Below are 3,289 nucleotides of genomic sequence, written 5' to 3'. Positions count from 1 at the left end.
TCGGTGACGCCCGCCTCCGCGAGCTGGTCGAGCAGGGCAGCCAGCCGGACGGCGTCCAGTCGGGGGTCGGCGGCCAGCGGGCCGAGCGACGCGCCGTCGCCGAGCCCGGCGAGCACGCGTGCCTCGTACGACGTGAGTCCGTCCACGCGCACGGCCCACCGGCGATCGGTGCCGATCTGCACCTCGCCCGGTCCCCGGCGCACCACGCGCATCCCGCTCCGCAGCCTCACGCGGTCAGGCTGCCACCGGTGCGCGCCTCGTGACCCCCGTCGTCCACAGGTCCGGGCCTGTGCCCCGGACAGCCCCCGAACAGCCCCGGACAGCGCGAAGGGCGTCGTCCTGACCGGACGACGCCCTTCGGACGAGTTCTGCGGAGCTCAGGCCTTGCCGAGGATGCGGTTGAGCTTGGTGCCACAGACGGGACAGATGGCCTTGGCCATCTTGCGCCCCGACTCGGAGACGACGACGTCGCCCTCCGCCTCACGCTTCTCCTTGCACTTCACGCAGTAGAACTCGCCCGCATAGGTCTCAGCCATGTGGTCCTCCTCGCACGTCGTCCGGTGCACCGGGCCACGTGCGGCCGACGGTGGCCGGGCAGAGCGATGGCCTGCCCGAGCGCGAACAACAGTAGTAGGCCGGGCGCTGCGCGCCGTGAGGCGCGCGTGTCGGTGCGCCGCACCGTGCGTCCGTCCGGGTGGTTCCGGAGGGCCCGGCGTCAGCCGTGCGGGTGATGACACGTGTCGGTCGGGCTCCGGGTCGTCCACAGCCCAAGGGTGTCGAGGTGGGCGGGTCGCGCTAGCGTGCGGGCTGTGCACCCGACGTACGACCTGACGCAGGTCGACCAGGAGGTCGAGGTCCGGCGCTCGCGCAAGCGCGTGCGTACGGTCACGGCGTGGCGCGAGGGCGGCCGCACGGTCGTGGCGATCCCCGCGCGGTTCACGCGAGCCCAGGAGGCGGAGTGGGTGCGGCGGATGCTCGTGCGCCTCGCGACGCAGGAACGCCGCAGGCGCCCGTCGGACGACGAGCTCGCGTCCCGCGCCGCGGACCTCTCGTCCCGCTACCTGCAGGGGCGTGCGGTCCCGACGAGCGTGCGGTGGTCGGGCAACCAGGGGCGGCGCTGGGGGTCGTGCACCCCGTCGGACGGCACGATCCGCATCTCCGACCGCGTGCGAGGCATGCCGCGCTGGGTGCTCGACTACGTGCTGCTGCACGAGCTCGTGCACCTGCTGCACGCCGGCCACGGCCCCGAGTTCTGGGCGGAGCTCGAGGCGTACCCGCGCACGCAGCGCGCCCGCGGCTTCCTGGAGGGCTACTCCTACCTCGAGGAGCGCGGTCCCGGTCAGCCGCAGGGCGGCGCCGAGCGCGACGGGGACGAGGACGAGGACGAGCGCGACGAGGACGAGGACGAGCACGAGCACGACGACGCCGAGCGCGACCCCGAGCGCGACCCCGAGCACGACGCAGTGCCCGGCGCCGAGCACGAGACGGTCACGGTCGGCGACGAGCCGGCCGTCGGCGAGCGCGACGGGGTGACGCTGCGACGCTGACCGGACGCGGTCAGGGCTGCTCGGGCTCCTCGCCGAGGATCTCGGCCAGCGCGCGGTCGAGGTCGGCCGACTCGTCGGCCGCGGTCGTCCGCCGTGCCGCGTAGCCCGCGGGGTCGTCGAGGTCCTCGGCCGTGGGCATGAGGTCGGGGTGGTCCCACACGGCGTCGCGGGCGGCGGCGCCCCCGGGACCGCGTGCGATCTGCGCCCACAGGGTCGCCGCGTCGCGCAGGCGTCGCGGGCGCAGCTCGAGCCCGACGAGGTTGGCGAACGTCTGCTCCGCCGGACCGCCGGCCGCCCGCCGCCGGCGGATCATCTCGCGCAGTGCCACGGAGTGCGGCAGGTGCGCGAGCGCCGCGGTGGCGCTGACCTCGTCGACCCAGCCCTCGACGAGCGCGAGCGCGGTCTCCAGCCGACCGAGCGCGGCCTGCTGCCCGGGCGTGGTCTGCGGCGCGAACACGCCGCTCGACAGGGCGCCCTGCAGGGCCTCGGCGTCGGTCGGGTCGATCGATCCGACCGCCTGCTCGAGCTGGTCGACGTCGATCGAGATGCCGCGTGCGTACGTCTCGACGAGGTCGAGCAGGTGCGAGCGCAGCCACGGCACGTGCGTGAACAGCCGGGTCGCGGCGGCCTCGCGCAGCGCGAGGAACAGGCGGACCTCGTCGACCGGCGCGTCGAGCCCCTCGGCGAACGCGTCCACGTTGGCGGCGACGAGCGCAGGCGCGGGGACGTCGAGCAGCGGCAGGCCGATGTCGGTGGTGCCGAAGACGTCGCGCGACAGCGTGCCCGCCGCCTGCCCGACCTGCAGGCCGAAGACGGCCGAGCCGAGACGGCGCAGGAGCTGTCCGGGGGCCAGCCCGCCCGGCAGGCCCATGCCCTCGGGCAGGCCGAGCCCGCGCAGCTGCTCGGCGATCTCGGGGTCGTCGCCCTGCTCGTCGTCGCCCAGCTGGCCGCCGAGCGCGTCGACGAGCGCCGTGGACAGCGACGACGCCACGGGCTCGGTGAGCGTGCGCCACGTCGGCAGGGTGGCCTCGACCCACTCCGCACGGCTCCAGGCGCGTGCGGGCGCGGTCGAGGGCGGCAGCTCGGTCGCGGCGTCGAGCCACAGCTCGGCCACCGAGAGCGCGTCGAGCACCTCGCGCTGGCGCGCGGGTGACAGGGTCGGGTCGCCGCCCACGGCGGCCTGCTGCCGCGCGAGGTCGTGCGCCATCTCCCAGTTCACCGGCTGGTCGTCCCCGCTCGCGAACAGCCGCTGCACCTGGGCGAGCACCTGCTGCATCGCGGCCGGGTCGTTCGGCAGCGTGCCGGCCGCGTCGAGCGCGGCGGGGTCGATCCCGCGCTCCCGCATCTGGGCGATCGCGTCGTCGGCCTGGTCACCCAGCAGGGCGCGCAGCATCTGCTCCCACGGCGGCTGGGCGGGGTCGATGTGGTCCGGGCTCACGTGCGCCTCCTGCGAGGATGACGTCGGGGCGGGAGCCCCACGTAACCACGACGGTAACCACGTGGTGGAGGTGAACGTCGATGTCCGGTCGCCAGGTTCGCTCAGGGCGCAGCGGTCGCGGGTCGCGTCAGGCGACCGCGACCGCACGGCCGGACGCGCCCGGGGACGCGGGCACGCAGGCGCCCGACGTCGTCGTGGTGGGCACCGGCCCCGTCGCCGCCGGGGTGCTGGCCGCGTGGGGTGCGCGAGGCCGCGCGGTCGACGAGGTGCCCGCGGTCGACCCCGCCTCCGCGCTCACGGGCGC

Annotated in this window: 2 protein-coding genes and 3 pseudogenes; 2 read left to right on the top strand and 3 right to left on the bottom strand. The window is 75.6% G+C overall.

All coding sequences use genetic code 11. The features are described from left to right. Positions 1 to 230, bottom strand: a pseudogene (locus CWIS_RS08250) (thiamine biosynthesis protein ThiF); the annotation flags it as partial. A 147-nt stretch (positions 231 to 377) separates the two neighbouring features. Continuing rightward, positions 378 to 536 carry a DUF5679 domain-containing protein gene (locus CWIS_RS18740; RefSeq protein ID WP_013883019.1) on the bottom strand — a complete coding sequence of 53 codons (159 nt, stop codon included), beginning with the start codon at positions 534 to 536 and terminating at the stop codon, positions 378 to 380. Between the two features lie 273 nt (positions 537 to 809). On the opposite strand from CWIS_RS18740, the pseudogene CWIS_RS08240 reads away from it, so the two are divergent. Further along, positions 810 to 1,394 (top strand): annotated as a pseudogene (locus tag CWIS_RS08240) (YgjP-like metallopeptidase domain-containing protein); the annotation flags it as partial. 163 nt (positions 1,395 to 1,557) lie between these two features. On the opposite strand, the gene CWIS_RS08235 reads toward CWIS_RS08240, so the two are convergent. Further along, entirely contained in the window at positions 1,558 to 2,940 is a 1,383-nt protein-coding gene (locus CWIS_RS08235; RefSeq protein ID WP_082156316.1) for a zinc-dependent metalloprotease, read from the bottom strand. Positions 2,941 to 3,065: 125 nt separating this feature from the next. Between CWIS_RS08235 and CWIS_RS08230 the strand changes: the two are divergent. Beyond that, positions 3,066 to 3,289, top strand: a pseudogene (locus CWIS_RS08230) (hypothetical protein); the annotation flags it as partial.

Origin of the sequence: Cellulomonas sp. A375-1 (assembly GCF_001040865.1) — a bacterium.
GTDB classification, from domain to species: domain Bacteria; phylum Actinomycetota; class Actinomycetes; order Actinomycetales; family Cellulomonadaceae; genus Cellulomonas; species Cellulomonas gelida.
The sequence above is the reverse complement of the archived record's forward strand: the minus strand, read 5'-3'. Positions and strand labels throughout refer to the sequence as shown.

Bases quoted from the DNA above. Each gene is read 5' to 3' on its own strand.
- CWIS_RS18740 (WP_013883019.1), bottom strand. From the start codon at position 536: ATGGCTGAGACCTATGCGGGCGAGTTCTACTGCGTGAAGTGCAAGGAG.
- CWIS_RS08235 (WP_082156316.1), bottom strand. From the start codon at position 2,940: ATGCTGCGCGCCCTGCTGGGTGACCAGGCCGACGACGCGATCGCCCAG.